Annotated in this window: 13 protein-coding genes; 10 read left to right on the top strand and 3 right to left on the bottom strand. The window is 75.4% G+C overall.

The window, feature by feature from the left end; genetic code table 11:
- Nucleotides 1-214 precede the first annotated feature (214 nt).
- From ABT023_RS23120 to ABT023_RS23085, 8 genes are read left to right on the top strand one after another with little or no spacing between them, the layout of a single operon-like run.
- Nucleotides 215-652 carry a phage tail protein gene (locus ABT023_RS23120; RefSeq protein ID WP_350888479.1) on the top strand — a complete coding sequence of 146 codons (438 nt, stop codon included), beginning with the start codon at nt 215-217 and terminating at the stop codon, nt 650-652.
- A gap of 3 nt (nt 653-655) precedes the next feature.
- Nucleotides 656-1,426, top strand: a complete 771-nt coding sequence (locus tag ABT023_RS23115; protein ID WP_350888478.1) for a CIS tube protein — start codon at nt 656-658, stop codon at nt 1,424-1,426.
- Nucleotides 1,410-3,251, top strand: coding sequence for a VgrG-related protein (locus tag ABT023_RS23110; RefSeq protein ID WP_350888477.1), 1,842 nt, complete (start codon nt 1,410-1,412; stop codon nt 3,249-3,251). Before ABT023_RS23115 ends, ABT023_RS23110 begins: the two co-directional genes overlap by 17 nt.
- Before the next feature lie 26 nt (nt 3,252-3,277).
- Complete coding sequence (locus ABT023_RS23105; RefSeq protein ID WP_350888476.1) at nt 3,278-3,559, top strand: PAAR domain-containing protein; 282 nt, start codon at nt 3,278-3,280, stop codon at nt 3,557-3,559.
- 5 nt (nt 3,560-3,564) lie between these two features.
- Complete coding sequence (locus tag ABT023_RS23100) at nt 3,565-3,975, top strand: GPW/gp25 family protein (RefSeq protein ID WP_350888475.1); 411 nt, start codon at nt 3,565-3,567, stop codon at nt 3,973-3,975.
- Complete coding sequence (locus ABT023_RS23095) at nt 3,975-5,930, top strand: putative baseplate assembly protein (protein ID WP_350888474.1); 1,956 nt, start codon at nt 3,975-3,977, stop codon at nt 5,928-5,930. The genes ABT023_RS23100 and ABT023_RS23095 overlap by 1 nt, the downstream gene beginning before the upstream one ends.
- Before the next feature lie 31 nt (nt 5,931-5,961).
- Entirely contained in the window at nt 5,962-6,486 is a 525-nt protein-coding gene (locus ABT023_RS23090) for a phage tail protein (RefSeq protein WP_350888473.1), read from the top strand.
- Entirely contained in the window at nt 6,483-7,694 is a 1,212-nt protein-coding gene (locus tag ABT023_RS23085; RefSeq protein WP_350888472.1) for an NADase-type glycan-binding domain-containing protein, read from the top strand. The genes ABT023_RS23090 and ABT023_RS23085 overlap by 4 nt, the downstream gene beginning before the upstream one ends.
- Here ABT023_RS23085 and ABT023_RS23080 read toward each other — a convergent pair.
- The 3 genes from ABT023_RS23080 to ABT023_RS23070 all read right to left on the bottom strand — a co-directional run bounded on the left by ABT023_RS23080 (nt 7,609) and on the right by ABT023_RS23070 (nt 12,425).
- On the bottom strand, nt 7,609-10,503 hold the full coding sequence (locus tag ABT023_RS23080) for an AfsR/SARP family transcriptional regulator (protein ID WP_350888471.1): 2,895 nt from the start codon (nt 10,501-10,503) through the stop codon (nt 7,609-7,611). The two genes, ABT023_RS23085 and ABT023_RS23080, sit on opposite strands and share 86 nt — an antisense overlap.
- Before the next feature lie 191 nt (nt 10,504-10,694).
- Nucleotides 10,695-11,213 carry a hemerythrin domain-containing protein gene (locus tag ABT023_RS23075; protein WP_350888470.1) on the bottom strand — a complete coding sequence of 173 codons (519 nt, stop codon included), beginning with the start codon at nt 11,211-11,213 and terminating at the stop codon, nt 10,695-10,697.
- Nucleotides 11,214-11,474: 261 nt separating this feature from the next.
- Nucleotides 11,475-12,425, bottom strand: coding sequence for an aromatase/cyclase (locus ABT023_RS23070; protein ID WP_350888469.1), 951 nt, complete (start codon nt 12,423-12,425; stop codon nt 11,475-11,477).
- Between the two features lie 232 nt (nt 12,426-12,657).
- On the opposite strand from ABT023_RS23070, the gene ABT023_RS23065 reads away from it, so the two are divergent.
- Together ABT023_RS23065 and ABT023_RS23060 are read left to right on the top strand one after the other, a co-directional pair.
- Nucleotides 12,658-13,626, top strand: coding sequence for an NAD-dependent epimerase/dehydratase family protein (locus tag ABT023_RS23065; protein ID WP_350888468.1), 969 nt, complete (start codon nt 12,658-12,660; stop codon nt 13,624-13,626).
- Nucleotides 13,627-13,663: 37 nt separating this feature from the next.
- On the top strand, nt 13,664-14,914 hold the full coding sequence (locus ABT023_RS23060; RefSeq protein WP_350888467.1) for an activator-dependent family glycosyltransferase: 1,251 nt from the start codon (nt 13,664-13,666) through the stop codon (nt 14,912-14,914).
- The last annotated feature ends 14 nt before the right edge of the window (nt 14,915-14,928 follow it).

Below are 14,928 nucleotides of genomic sequence, written 5' to 3'. Positions count from 1 at the left end.
GTCAGCCGGCGGCGCCGGGCGCTCCGGGGGCCGCGGGCGGCGGGGCCGAACCGGAGGAGCTGCTGAAGAAGCTGTACGACCCGCTGCTGCGCCGGCTCAAGACCGAGCTGCGCCTCGACCGGGAACGGCACGGGGCGCTCGGCGGGTCGGGCTGACGGGGACCGGGAGCCACGCCCGGGACCAGGGGACACACGCGCAGGACCAGGAGGGACGAATGGCCAAGGATGAGGTCGCCGTCGCGATCGCCTTCGTCGTCAGGATCGACGACCAGGATCTCGGCGCGTTCAACACCTGCGACGGGTTGGGCTGCGAGGTCGTCGTCGAGCAGCGCGAGGAGGGCGGCAACAACGGGCACGTGTGGCAGCTACCGACCCGGATGAAGTTCTCCAACGTCAAGCTGTCCCGCCCGGTCACCGCCGACAGCACGAAGCTGATGCGCTGGTTCTCGGGAATGGCGAACGGGATCACCCGCAAGACCGCCACCATCGAGGCCCGCACCCTGGAGGGCACGGTGATCGCCCGGTGGGGGCTGCTCGACGTCATCCCCGTCAGGTGGACGGGGCCGCAGCTCAGCCCCGACAGCCCGAAGGTGGCCGTCGAGACCCTCGAACTGGCGCACCACGGCTTCTTCGGCCCCGGGACCGGGGGGTGACCCGTGAGCGCCTCCCCGGTCACCTTCACCGCCGCCGGCAGCCCCGCCGGGCGGGGTGGCGGCGCTCCGCCGCAGCTGACCCACGCCTACCTGCAACTGCACGAGCCGCCCCGCAACGGCGGCACCGCCGCTCCGGGCCCGACGCTGAACCGGATCCCGTTCCAGTTCAACCCGAAGGAGCTGGCGCTGACGAAGACCGCCAAGTGGAAGCGGGACGCGCAGCGCAACGCGAAGAAGAGCGGCGTGCCGGAGTTCACCGGCTCGGACCCGGCCAAGCTCACCCTGGAGATGTTCTTCGACGCCACCGCCACCATGGACAGCTCGGTGGTGAAGCGGGTGGAGGAGCTGTTCGCCTGCTGCGTACCGACCGACGCGAGCCGGCAGCAGAAGAAGGGCTCCCCACCGTGGGTGGTGTTCCACTGGGGCGGAATGGTCGGCTTCCCGGCGTTCGTGGCCAGCGTCAACGCGAAGTACACCCTGTTCACCCCCGGCGGCACCCCGGTACGGGCGCTCTGCACGGTCACCCTGGAGGAGATCTCCGGGGAGCAGCCCGGCCAGAACCCGACGTCGGGGGCGCTCGCGGCCCGGGACGTCCACGTCGTGGTCTCCGGGGACACCCTGCACTCGGTGGCCCACCACGCGTACGGGCGGGCGGGGCTGTGGCGGCAGATCGCCGAGGCCAACGACATCGACGACCCGATGCGGCTGCGGCCCGGCACCGTGCTGCTGGTGCCCGCCCTTGAGGAACTGCCGGACGGTGCCCGTGGCCAATGAGCAGTTCGCCAACGCGCTCCTCGTCGAGGTGGGCGGCAGCCCGCTGCCCGCGGAGATCGCCGCGCTGCTGACGTACGCGGCGGTCGACGACAGCCGCAACCTGCCCGACCGGTTCGTGCTGCGGTACCGGGACCCGGGCCGGACGGTGCTGGCCAAGGGCGGCTTCACCATCGGCGCCCCGGTCCGGTTGACCGTGCAGACCTCCGATCCGGGCGGCCCCGCGCCGCTGCTCGCCGGCGAGGTCACCGCCGTGGAGTGCGAGCTGGACGCCACCGGCACGTTCACCGAGGTCCGCGGCCTGGACCTGGCCCACCGGCTGCTGCGCGGCCGACGGGTGGCCGCGTACCCGGGGATGAGCGTGCCGGACATCGTGCGGAAGGTGGCGCAGCGGGCCGGGCTGAAGGCGGGCCGGATCGACCCGGTGACGGGCATCGGCGGCGAGCCGGAGGCGCAGCTCAGCCAGGACAACGTCAGCGACTGGATCTTCCTGCACCGGCTCGCGACGCTGGTCGGCGCGCAGGTGATGGTGCTCGACGGCGCGCTGCACCTGCGGATGCCCGAGCCTCCGGCGGGCGCACCGGACCCGTCCGCGCGGGCCACCCAGGACCCGCTGGTGCTGGAGGTCAACCGGAACCTGATCGCCCTGCGCGCCGGGGTGACCGCCACCGCGCAGGTGCCCGAGGTGGCCGCCCGGGGCTGGGACCCGGCGACGAAGCGGGCGGTCAGCGCGACCGCCACCCCGAAGGTTCCGGGCGCCGACGGCATCGGGGCCGACCCGGCCGAGCTGGGAAAGAAGGTGGGCAGCCCGCCGTACCTGGTCGCCGACCCGACCCTGGGCTCGGACGCGGCGGTGCGGGCGGTGGCCGGGGCGCTCGCCGGCGACCTCGGCGGCGGCTGCGCGGAGATCGAGGGGGTGGCGAAGGGCAACGCCCGGCTGCGCGCGGGCGCGGCGGTGGCACTGGCCAACATCGGCGAGCCGTTCCAGGGGAAGTACGTGCTGACCAGCACCCGGCACGTGTTCAGTGAGCAGGCCGGCTACACCACCGCGTTCACCGTCTCCGGCCGCTCCGACCGCTCGCTGTACGGGTTGACCGCCGGCCCGGCGGCGACCGACCGGGCCGGCGACGGACTGGTCCCGGCGGTGGTCAGCGACGTGAAGGACCCGAAGAAGCTGGGCCGGGTCCGTCTCACTCTGCCGTGGCTGGACGAGAGGTACACCACCGGCTGGGCGCGGGTGGTGCAGCCCGGGGCGGGCGCCGGCCGGGGGGCGGTGCTGCTGCCGGAGGTGGGCGACGAGGTGCTGGTCGGGTTCACCGGCGGCAACCTCGACGCCGCGTACGTCCTCGGTGGGCTGCACAACGGCACCGACGCGCCGCCGAAGCTGGACACCGATCCGGTGGACGGCAGCAGCGGCCGGATCGCGGCGCGGGCCCTGGTCTCCCGCACCGGCCACCGGCTGGAGCTGTTGGAGGCGGGCAGCGGCCCGGACGGGATCCTGCTGGCCACCGGGGACCGGAAGTTCACCCTGCGGCTGGACCGCACCGGCCGGCAGGTCGAGATCGTCAGCGACGGCAAGGTGAGCGTGCGCGCCAAGGACGGGATCAGCCTGGACGCCGGCTCCGGGCCGCTGGAGTTGGCCGGGCAGAAGGTCACGGTCACCTCGAAGGGCGACGTCGGCATCGAGGGGCAGGGGCAGGTGCGGGTGAAGGGCACGGCCGGCGCGTCCGTGGAGGGCGCGACGGTGAAGGTCGCCGGGCAGGGCGGCGCGGAGCTGACCGCCGGCGGCGCTGTCACCGTCCGCGGCGGCGTCGTCCGGATCAACTGACGGTACGTGAGTGAAGGGAGAGCGCCGTGCCACCAGCAGCTCGCGTCGGTGACCCCACCACGCATCCGGGCATGGTCGGCGGCCCCGGGGCGCCCACCGTCCTCATCGGTGGGCAGCCCGCCGCCACCGTGGGCACGATGCACGCCTGTTCCTTCCCGGGCACCCCGCCGCACCCCCCGTCGCCGCTGCTGCCGCCCGGCTGCCCGACGGTACTCATCGGCGGCCGGCCCGCCGCCCGCCTCGGCGACCTGGCCGGCTGCGGGGCGCCGATCCTCGCCGGCTGCCCGACCGTGCTGATCGGCGGGTGACGCCGATGGCCACCGACTTCGTCGGCGCCGGTTGGGCGTTCCCGCTGCGCACCGATCCCACCGGCGGGATCGCCCTGGTGCGGGGGGACCGGGAGGTGGTGGAGAGCATCCGGCTGATCCTCGGCACGGCCCCGGGCGAGCGGCCGGGCCGCCCCGAGTTCGGCTGCGCGATCCACGAGCTGGCGTTCGCCCCGGCCGACCCGTCCACGGCCGGCCAGGTGGCGTACCAGGTGCGGCTGGCGCTGGAGCGGTGGGAGCCGCGCGTCGAGCTCGACGACGTGCTGGTCGACTTCGCCGACGCGGCCCGGGGCACCCTCCACATCGACATCCGGTACCGGCTGCGCCAGGACAACGACCCGCGCAACCTGGTCTTCCCGTTCTACGTCATCCCCGCGCACGACCCGGGAGCCGAGTGATGGCCCTGCCCGCCCCCCACCTCGACGACCGCCGCTTCCAGGACCTGGTCGACGACGCGAAGCGCCTGGTGCAGCAGCGCTGCCCGGAGTGGACCGACCACAACGTGTCCGACCCGGGGGTGACCCTGATCGAGACGTTCGCGTACATGGTGGACCAGCTGCTGTACCGGCTCAACCGCGTGCCGGACCGGCACTACGTGAAGTTCCTGGACCTGCTCGGCATCGTTCCGTTCCCGCCTGCGGTGGCGTCGACGGACGTGACGTTCTGGTTGTCCGCGCCCAGGGACGCCCCGGTCGTCGTCCCGGCCGGTACGCACGTGGCGACCGTGCGCGCGGAGAGCGCGGAGCCGGTGACCTTCGAGACGCTGCACGAGCTGGCCGTGCCGCCGTGCCGGCTGGTCCGGGTGCTGACCGTGCCGGCCGGGGGGCGGGCGACGGACCGGACCGGGGACCTGGGCGGCGCGGACCGGATCCCGGCGTTCGCGGACCCGCCGGTGGCCGGCGACGCGGTGCTGTTCGGCCTGGACGGGGCGGTGCCGGGCAGCGCCGTGCTGCTCACCATGGACTGGGTGGTCGCCGGGCGCGGGGTCGACCCGACGAATCCGCCGCTGGTGTGGGAGGCGTGGACCGAGGGCGGCTGGGAGGAGTGCCCGGTGGAGCGGGACACCACGGGCGCGCTGAACCGGGCCGGCGAGGTGGTGCTGCACGTCCCGGCGCGGCACGCCGCGTCGGTGGAGGCCCGCCACCGTGCCGGCTGGCTGCGCTGCCGGCTGCGCGAGCCCGTCGCCGGGCAGCCGTTCTTCCACGCCCCGCCCCGGCTGGGCCGGGCGGAGGCGGTCACCATCGGCGGCACGGTGAGCGCCTGCCACTCCGAGCTGATCGGCGGCGAGACCCTGGGCGCGTCCGAGGGGGTGCCGGGGCAGCGGTTCACGGTGCAGCGGGCGCCGATCGTGGCCGCCGACGGCGCGATCGGGATCGAGGTGGGCGCCGCCGAGGGCTGGCAGACCTGGCGGGAGGTGGCGAGCTTCGCCGGCTCGGGGCCGGAGGACCGGCACGTGTGCGTCGACCGGTCCACCGGGGAGATCGGCTTCGGCCCGGCCGTCCGGCAGGCCGACGGCACGGTGCGCCGGTACGGGGCGGTGCCGCCGAAGGGCGCGGTGGTCCGGATCCCGACCTACCGCACGGGCGGGGGGCGGCAGGGCAACGTGGCCGCCCGCACGCTGAGTGTGCTGCGGGACCCGGTGCCGTTCGTGTCCACGGTGACCAACCGGGCGGCGGCCACCGGCGGCGTCGACGGCGAGTCGCTGGCCGAGACGTCGGTGCGGGGGCCGCTGAGCCTGCGTACCGGGGAACGGGCGGTCACCGCCGAGGACTACGAGCAGTTGGCCCGGGAGGCGGCGCCGGAGATGCTGCGGGTGAGGTGCGTGCCGGCCGGTGACGGCTCGGCGGCGGTGCGGGTGCTGGTGGTGCCGGCGCTGGGTGAGCACGGCGACGCCGAGGACGACGCGGCCCGGTTCGCCGCGCTGCGGCCCCGCGACGAGGTCCTGGACCGGATCAAGGCGTTCCTCGACGCGCGCCGCTGCGTGGGCGCCCGGGTGCTGGTGGAGCCGCCGTTCTACCAGGGGGTGACGGTGGTCGCCCGGGTCCGCGCCCGGCCGCGGGTGAGCACGTCCGCCGCCGAGCTGCGCCGCCGGGCGCTGCGGGCCCTGTACGACTACCTCGACCCGGTGCGGGGCGGTCCCGACGGTGACGGGTGGCCGTTCGGTCGGCCGATCCAGTCGGGCGAGCTGCACGCCGTGTTGCAGCGGGTCAACGGGGTGGACCTGGTGGAGGAGGTCCGGTTGTTCGGGGCCGATCCGACCACCGGGGAACGCGGCGAGGCGGTGCAGCGCATCGAGCTGGACGTCAGCGCCATCGCTTTCTCGTACGCCCACCAGGTGCGGGTCACCGGGTGAGCGGGCGCGTCGTCGAGGTCAGGAGGGGATGATGCGGGGTGTGGTGCCAGGGCTGGCGAGCCCTCACCCGATCGGGCAGGAGCTGCCCGCGGTGTACCTGGAGGACGACTTCGCGCAGCGGTTCACCGCCGGGCTGGACGACGTGCTGGCGCCGGTCCTGCTGACGCTCGACTGCCTGGACGCGTACTTCGACCTGGACCTGGCCCCGCCGGACTTCCTGGACTGGCTGGCCGGCTGGGTGGCGGCACCGGTCGACGGGGACCGGGCGCCGGACGTGCGCCGGGAGGTGGTCCGGCACGCGGTGGAGGCGCACCGGTGGCGCGGGACGGCCCGGGGCGTCGAGCTGGCGGTGCGGGTGGCCACCGGGGCACGGGTGGAGGTCACCGACAACGGCGGGGTGACGTGTTCGGCCACGCCGACGGGCGGGCCGCCGCCGGACGAGGTTCCGGAGGTCCGGGTCCGGGTCGTCGGGGCGGCCGACGAGGCGCTGGTGCGCCGGGTCGTCGCGTCCGCCGTGCCGGCCCACGTCCGGCTGACGCTGGAGATCGAGTCATGATCACCTGTGCGAACTGCGGCGCCTCCAACGCCGACGGCAGGCAGTTCTGCGCCGCCTGCGGCGAGTACCTGTGGGACGAGGGCAGCGCGCCGCACGCCTCCGGGACCGCCGTCACCCGGGGCCGGCCGGAGACCGTGCGGGCCACCGACGCGCCGACGGATCCGGTCGTCCCGGCCCCGCCGGGCCCCGGGCCTTCCACCGCCGGCGGGCCGCCTCCCGTCGTGCGGCCTCCCGTCGTGCGGCCGCCCGACCCCGCCGAGCCCGCTCCGGCCGGGGACAAGCCGGCCGGGGACAGGCCGGCCGGGGACAAGCCGGCCGGGGACGAGCCGGCCGGGGACAAGCCGGTCCGTGCGGGCGACGGCACGCCCCAAGCACTGCAGCCCGGGCTACCGAGCACCACCCGGGAGGCGCCGAGGCCGGTCGACGCGATCGTTCCGGCGCCCCGGCCGCCGGAGCCGACCTGCCCCCACTGCGGCCGGATCAACCCGCCCGGCCGCCGGATCTGCCGGTTCTGCGGGGAGACGCTGACCGCGCCGGTCGGACCGGAGCCGGAGCGCGCCACCTGGTGGGAGCGGCTGCGGGACCGGTGGCGACGGATGTGGGACCGGGTGCGCCGCCGGGGGCCCCGCCGCTCCGCCCCGAAGGACCGCCGGGCCGCCGGGGCGGCCCGCCGGCTGCTGCTGCTCGTGCTCGGGCTCTGCCTCGTCGTCGTGCTGGCGGTGGCCGGGCCGCCCCTGGCGCGGCGGGCCGTGGAGGCGGTGCGGGACTGGACCGAGGACCCGGCGTCGCTCGTCCCGGCGGCGGTGAGCGCGTCGTCGGAGAAGCTGGGCGCCGGCGCGGCCCGGCTCACCGACGGGGCGAGCAACCGCTACTGGGCGCCGACCGGCACGGCCGCCGGCGCCTGGGTGGAGGGCCGCTTCACCGAGCCCGTGCGGCTGCTCACCGTCATCATCACCCCGGGCGTCGGCGAGCGGCGGCAGGCGTTCCTCGAAGCCGGCCGGCCGCGCGGGCTCACCGTGGTCACCGTCGACGCCGGAGGAAAGGAGAAGAAGACCGACATCGAGCTGCGCGACGAACCCGGCGAGCAGCAGTTTCCCGTCGAGGCGTCGAACGTGGTGCGGATCAGGCTGGTGGTCCGCTCGACGTACGGGCCCGGATTGGATCCGGCCGTGGCGATCGGGGAGGCGGAATTCTTCGGTCGACGTTGACCGTGGCCCCCGGTGGCGTGGTCTCCGCGGGTGCCGGGTCGAGGCCGAGGGAGACGAGCACGTCCGCGTACCGGCGGCGGGCGTGCTCGGCCGCGGCGGCGTTGCCGGCCCGGGCGTGCGCCGCGATCAACAGCCGCCAGCCGGCGTCGTGGCACGGGTCGATCTCGACGCAGCGGGCGGCCGTCGCGACCGCCGGATCGGCGTCGGCGCCGCCCAGGGCTGCCTCGGCGAGCTGCGCCGCCGCGTCCGCGGCCTGCCGGCGCAGCGTCTCCCGCTCGGCCACCACCCATTCCGCCGGGCCGTCCTCCGGCAGCAGCTCGCCGGTGTACGCGGCCACGGCCACCCGCAGGTCGTCGAGCGCGCGCGGGTCACGGCTCGCCCCGGCGCGGGACGCCCGTTCCAGCGCGAGCCGGAACTCGGTGACGTCGCACCAGCTACCCGGGGGCAGGGCCAGCAGGTACGCGTCGCCGTCGCGGTGCAGCAGGCTCTCCCCCTCGCCGGCGGGCAGGTGGGAGTCGAGGAACCGGCGCAGGCTGGACAGGGCGACGTGCAGGGTGCGGGTGGCGGTGGCCGGATCGGTGTCCGGCCAGAGCGCGCCCAGGAGCCGGTCGCGGTGCACGGCCCGGCCCGCGTGCATGGCGAGGATCCGGGCCACGGCCCGGGCCCGGGGGCGCAGCGGCGACCAGTTCAGCGGCTCGCCGTCCAGGCAGATCCGGAAGCCGCCGAAGCAGCGTACGGTCAGCGGCGCCGTGTCCGACGCGGCCGGCGCCGGGCCCCGCTCCGGGGTGACCCAGGCGGTGACCGCCGGCCGGGGCAGCCCGGCCTGCTCGGCGGCGGCGTGCACGGCGGACAGGCCCGCCGCCCGGCCGGGCCCGGCGGGCACGCCCGCGGCGAGGGCGAGCACCCGTGCCCCCGGCACACCGGCGGCGCGTGCGGTGCTCTCCGCCCGGCGCACCTCGACCTCGGCATCGGGCAGCCGGGCGCGCACGGCGGCCAGCGCGAGCAGGGACTGCACCCAGGCGGCGAGCACTCCGCTGTCCACCTCCCGGGCCCTGCCCAGCAGCCGGCCGACCTCCTCCACCTCCGGGCCACCGTGCAGGGAGCGCGCCAGCGCGGCGCAGCCGGCCGCGAGCAGTGCGCCCCAGCGGTCCCCCAACCGGTCGCACTCCTCGACGACGGCGGCGGCCTCCTTGAGGTCGGTTTCCGCGCCGGCCAGCGCGGGCACGGCCCGGGCGAGCCGGGCCAGCCAGGGCAGACCGGCCCGGTCGGCGTCCAACCCGACGGCGGCGGCCACGGCGGGTGCCTGCGGGTCCCCGCCGGCCGACGCGACGGCGGCGCGCAGCAGCCGGCAGGCCAGCCCGACGAGGCCGGCTTCGGACGGGATCGGCCGGTCCAGGACGCGCGCCGCCTCGGCGGCGTGGCCGGCCAGCAGCAACGCGCCGGCCCGGACCAGGACGTCGGCCCCCCCGGTCAGCCGCTCCGCCTCGCCGACGACAACCATCGGGTGCCGGCGGGTGGCGGCCCGCAGCCAGCCGGACCAGTGCCCGCGCCAGTGCGGGCCGTCCGGCAGCCAGGCCGTCACGTCGGCGCGCAGGGAGCGGCAACACGACCGGGCCGGCTCGCTGCCGAACATCTCCTCGGCCCGGCGCAGCAGCGGCACCGCCGCCGCCAGTTGACCCTCGTTGATGCGGTGCCGGGCGTCGGCGAGCACGAGCCACGGGTCCTCGGCGATGAACCACGTGGGCAGCAGGTCCGACCAGGGATCGAGGCCCCGCACGGCGACGTCGTCACCGGCGGTGTCGAGCAACCGGTGCACGTCGGACCACTGCTGGGCGCGGGCGAAGCACCGGGCCGCCTCCAGCGCCGCGCCCTCCGCAGCGAGCAGCCGGCCGGCGCGGGCGTGCCAGGCACGGGCCGCGGTCTCCCCCAGCTCCTCGGCGAGCGCCGCGATCAGGTGGGCACGCAACACCTCGTGGTACGCGAAGGACCGGCCGCCGTCGTGCGAGACGGTGAACGCCTGCCGGCGCTCCAGCTCCTCCAGCGCGGTCTGGGCGTCGCCGCCCAGCAGCCCCTCGCAACGCTCGGCGGTGAGGACCTCGAACACACAGGTGCGGACGAGGAACCGACGCAGGTCGGGGGCGAGCTCCGCGAGCACCGTGCGGGTCAGGTAGTCCCGGGACAGCGCGGAGCGTGCGCCCAACGAGGCGACCGCCCGCCGCCGGTCGGCCAGCGGTCGGCCCCGGGTGGAGAGGTGGTAGAGCTTCAGGCCGGCCGCCCAGCCGCCGAGCCGCCGGGCCAGGGCCGCCACGTCGTCGGCCGGCAGCGGCTCCCGGTAGATGTCGTGCAGCAGCCGTTCGACCTCCCAGGTACGGAAACGTAGCTGCTCGGCGTCGATGACGACGCTGTCGGAGAACTCGTGCCGGGCCAGGATCAGCGGCGGGGTGCGCCGGGTGCCGACCACCACCCGGACGCCGTCGCGGGTGAGGGTGAGGGCCCGGTCCAGCAGCACGGACTCCCCCGGCGTGCCCTCGATGAGGTGCAGGTCGTCGACGACCAGCAGTGCGCAGTGATCGGGCAGCGTCGCGTCCACCCGGTCCAGCGCCCGCGCCGGGTCGGCATCCGACGGCACGGTGCGCAGCCAACCCACCGGCCCGGCGACGGTGGCCGCGTACTGGGCCAGCAGGGTGGTCTTGCCGGACCCGGCGGGCGCGACGACCAGGCCGAGGGACCGGGGCCGCACGTCCAGCGAGGTGATCAGCCTCGACCGCATGAGGCTCAGCGACGGACTGCGGGCGGGTTCCGTCGGCATCGCGCGCACCTCCCCCGAGGTCGACGATCGTCGATCCGGCCCGGTAGCCAGCGACACCAATGATGGTAGTCATCAATACAGCCAGGTAGCCCCTGGTGTACGGACACACACCGTCGGATATCAGCAGTAGGCCATGCGGGTCGCGAACGTCGGCCCCGGGCGGGAGCGGGACGCCGGGAGGGTGCCCCGGGTCAGCGGGGTGCGGGGATGCCGAAGAAATCCTCGGTCGGGCGGGACGCCTCGTCGAGCGCGTTGAACGCCTCGACCAGCCGCCGCTCCTCCCACTGGAAGTGCGATTCGAGGATGGCGGCCAACCCGTCCAGCTCGCCCTTCATCCGCTCGGTGTTCTCGGGGGTCAGCTCCTCCAGCAGCCTCTGCACCCTGCGGACGATGTCGGCCACCATGTGGTGGTCCTGTTCGAGCTGATCCAGCAGGGGAGCCAGTTCCCCGAACTCTTCGCGCAGGATCGGGAACGCCGTCGCGTCCTCGCTCGTGTGGTGCTTGGTCAGCGCGAGGCAGAACGCGGCGCAGTGCGCCCGCAGCTCCGTCGGTCTCGTGCCGATGTCCCCCGAATAGGAGTCGATCTCCCGGCGGATCCGCTTCAGGTCGGTGCGCAGCGAATCGTGGATCCGCACCAGCTCGTCGCCGAGCGCCCGCGCCCGGTCGACGGGGTTGCCAGCCGGACGGCGGGGCTGCCCCCGGCCGGTCACCGGGCACCTCCGGCGGCGGCAGTCTCCACGACGGACCGTGAGCCGGGACGGGCCCGGAAGGTGACGGCTCGGCAGCCGAACATGCGCATCATCCGTCTCTCATGTGGGGGGAGGCGTCCGGGCAAGCCTACCGATGGCCGCCGACCGCCGTCGGCCCGGTTTTCGAACAGCAGCGCCCCGGCGCGGGGCGGAATTCGCGCCCCGGACCGTTGGTCAGGGCGGGGGACGCCGCGCCCGGCCCGGCCCGTCGCCGGGACCCGCTCAGTCGCGCCCCTCGGCGTGTGCGCCCGCCCGCTCCAGCGTGCGCAGGCTGTTGGTGCGCAGGATGTCGCGGACCGCGGCCCGGGCGGCTTCCAGGGTGGTGCCGGGGCCGAAGACGTCGGCCACCGCCTCCGGGTCGAGGGCCACGTCGTGCCGGGAGGTCACCCGGGTACGGCGGCCGTCGCCCGTCACCGTCCAGGTCCCGCCGTGGGCGAGCAGCGGGCGGGGCATCGCCGTCTGCTTGTAGACGATCCGGTCGCCGTCGAAGCACAACCGCACCGACCGGGTGGTGTGCTCGCCGCCGTCCGGCCCCCTGGTAACCATCTCCATCCGCTGCACCTCGACCCCGTCGGCCGCACCGACCGCCTTCTCGGTGGTCAGGTCGAGCCGGGTGACGTGCGGCAGCCGCTGCGGCCACAGGTCGGCCCGGTGGAGGAAGCCGTAGACCCGCTCGGCGGGGCCGTCGATCACCACCTCGTCGGAGAAGCTGAACATGAGGTCGCTGTGGTCCTCCGGCCGTTCCGCCCAGAACCGGACCGCCGCCACCTCCTGGGTGCTGTTGCGGTCCAGCGCCGTGGCGATCCACCGCTGCACGTCGTCGTCCTGCTTCGTCGTGTTCCAGCGGTGGCCCAACACGATCCGGGTCCCGCCCTCGGCCGGCTCGAAGCACCAACTGCCGGACATCTCGCTGAAGGGCGGGGCGGGGCTCTCCTGGGCGAAGTCGACCCGGCGCGCGGCGGCATCGAGCTGACGTCGGGACGTCCAACTGCGCACCTCGTCACCCACCGTGGCCCAGATCCGGAGCCGCTGGTCCACCGGACCGTCGGCCAGAAGCTCGGTGTGCAGGCAGGGCCCGAAGATCAGCGGCCACCGGGTCACGTCGGCGACCAGGCCGTAGACCCGGTCGGCCGGGGCGGTGGTGACCTCGTCGTGCTCGCCGCTGCCGGCCATGGTGCCTCCTCGCCGTCCACCTCGGCCACCCGTGGCGGCCACTGATCCGCCACTGTCGGGCGCTGCTCTGGAGCCTGACTCAACCCGCCGTCGAATCTCGCTGACCCGACGCCTCGATCCCGCTGCGAGAGGGAATCGAGCCGCCGGCACGACCGTGGGGCCGGCTGTCTCGACACCCGCGCCGGGTCGGGTGCGACGAACCCGGGTGCCCGGCGACCAGCGGAAGGACGACATGGGCTACACGACCGACATGGCAGGCCGGCGCGTCGCGGTGCTCGGCGGGACCGGTTTCGTGGGCCGGCACGTGTGTGCGGCGCTGACCGCCGCTGGTGCCGAGGTGACGACGGTGTCCCGGACGGAGCCGGCCGACCCGGACGGCGAGCCACCCGGCCGTTGGGCGGGCATGGACCTCGCGGGGGCGCCGTCCGAGCGGATCGCCGCCCTGCTGGCCGACCTGGACGCCGCCGTGGTGGTCAACTGCGCCGGCGCGGTCTGGCGGCCGACCCCGGAGCAGCTCCGCAGCGGCAACGTCGACCTGGTGGTCCGGCTCATGGCCGCCCTCGGTCGGCTCGACCGGCCGCCGCGACTCGTCCAGCTCGGCAGCGTCCACGAGTACGGGGCCGGGGCGGAGCATGGCCCGACCCCGGAGGACCACCCCACGGCGCCGGTGACCGACTACGGCCTGTCGAAGCTTCGCGGGAGCCAGGCGGTGATCGACGCGGCGCGGGCCGGCGGGCTGGACGCGGTGGTGCTGCGGGCCGCCAACAGCACCGGCCCCCACCTGCCGAGGGGCAGCCTGCTCGGCGGGATCGCCGGGCGGCTGGCCGACTTCGCCCGCAGCCGGCCCGCAGCCGGCGTGGCGATGCCGCTGTCGCTGGCCCCGCTCACCGTGCGCCGGGACTTCGTGGACATCCGCGACGTCGCGGACGCCGTGGTGTCCGCCGCCGCGCCGGCCGGACCCCCACTCGTCGGCGAGGTGGTGAACGTCGGCAGCGGTCGGGCCGTGCCGGTGCGGGAGTTGGTTGACCTGTTGATCGGGCTCAGCGGGGTCCCGGTCCGGGTGTCACCGGTGGCCGAGGGCGCGGCCCGCCGCGACGTCGAGCGGCTGGAGCTGAGCATCACCAAGGCCGCGCACCTGTGGGACTGGCGGCCCCGCCGGGACCTCAAGCGTTCCCTCGCCGACATGCTCGCCGCCGCCTGACCGACCGCACTGCCCACCGACGATAGGAGCCGACCCCATGCGTGTCCTGTTCACCGTGTTCCCGGCCACGGCCCACGTGCATCCGGTCGTCCCGCTGGCCTGGGCGTTGCAGAACGCCGGCCACGAGGTCCGGGTCGCCATCCACCCCGACACCGTGCACCTCGCCACGGACGCCGGCCTGCCCGCGGTGCCGTTGGGCTCCCGCGAGGTGCTCGCCGACGCGGTCCGGTGGAACGACAACTTCGAGATGCTCGACCAGCTCAGCGACGCGCTCTCGCTCGACACCGGGCAGGCCGATCGGTGGGAGCAGCAGTGGGCCGGGCTGACCGGAATGCTGCGCCTGTTCACCCCGATGCTGGACGACCTCGTCGACCTGTGCCGTCGCTGGCGCCCCGACCTGGTGGTGTGGGACCCGTTCTGCGTGGCAGCGGCCGTCGCCGCCCGGGTCACCGGGGCCGCGCACGCCCGGTTCCTGTGGGGGCAGGACAACATCGGGTGGCTGCGGTCGAAGTCCCTGGAGCGGCTGGCCGGCCCGGACGGGGCCGGGCTCGTCGACCCGGTGTCCGCCCTCATGCGGCCCATGCTGGAGAAGTACGACCTGGAGTACGACGAGGAGCTGCTGCTCGGCCAGTGGACGATCGACCCGATGCCGGCGGCGCTGCGACTGCCGCTGGACATTCGGTACGAGCCGATCCGCCGGATCCCGTACAACGGCACGGCGGTGTGCCCCGACTGGCTGAACGGCCGGCCCGAGCGTCCGCGGATCTGCCTGACCCTGGGCATCGGCGGCCGGGGGCGACAGTTGTTCCGGGAGTCCGGGGTGTCCTTCCCCGAGGTCGTCGCCGGACTGGCCGAGATGGACGTCGAGGTGGTGGCGACCCTGCACCGCGACCTGATCGCGAGCGTCGGCACCGTGCCGGACAACGTGCGCCTCGTGGAGTACGTGCCGCTGACCTATCTGCTACCGACCTGCTCGGCGATCATCCACCACGGCGGGGGCGGGACCTTCGCGGCGGCGGTCGCCGCCCGGGTGCCGCAGCTGATCGTGCCGATGCCGTTCTGGAGCGAGGCGACCACCGGCCAGTTCCTGGCCGACAGCGGGGCGGGGCTGCTGGTCGACTGCGCGGAGTTCAGCGTCGACCTGCTGCGCAAGCAGGTCGGCCGGCTGCTCGACGACCCGGCGTTCACGGCCGGCGCGGAGGCGCTGCACCGGGAGACCAGCCAGGCGCGGAGCCCGCACGAGATGGTGGCCGTGCTGGAGACCCTCACGGCGCGGCACTCGGGCTGACGGGGCCGGGCTGA

The sequence above is a fragment of the Micromonospora sp. NPDC002296 genome (assembly GCF_040296145.1).
Classification (GTDB): Bacteria; Actinomycetota; Actinomycetes; order Mycobacteriales; family Micromonosporaceae; genus Micromonospora.
This window is presented reverse-complemented; position numbering and strand designations above follow the sequence as displayed.